At 60.1% G+C, this 313-nt stretch carries 1 protein-coding gene; it reads left to right on the top strand.

All coding sequences use genetic code 11. The annotated features are described in order from the left end of the window. Positions 1-14 precede the first annotated feature (14 nt). Positions 15-313: ATP-binding cassette domain-containing protein (locus AC3A4H_RS23690; protein ID WP_487768893.1), on the top strand; the 299-nt coding region annotated here is incomplete at its 3' end.

Here is a 313-nt window from a genome sequence, read left to right as displayed (position 1 = left end):
CATGGAGAGATGGCATGAGCCTGCTCGAAGTCGATGGCCTCAACAGCTACTATGGCGACAGCCACATCCTGTTCGACATCTCGCTGCATGTCGAGAAGCACGAGGTGGTGGCTCTTCTAGGCCGCAACGGCGCTGGCAAGAGCACGACCCTCAAAAGCTTGATGGGTGTCGTCACACCGCGCAGCGGCAGCATCAGGTTCGACGGCGTGGAAATAGCGGGCAGGAAGGCCCATAGCATCGCCCGCGCCGGCATGCAGCTCGTGCACGAGGATCGACGCATCTTCGGTAGCCTGACTGTGGAGGAGAACATCAT

The sequence above is a fragment of the Pseudaminobacter sp. Soil_N_29 genome (assembly GCF_057656055.1).
Note: the sequence above shows the minus strand (reverse complement) of the source record. Positions and strands in the feature narration are given on the sequence as shown.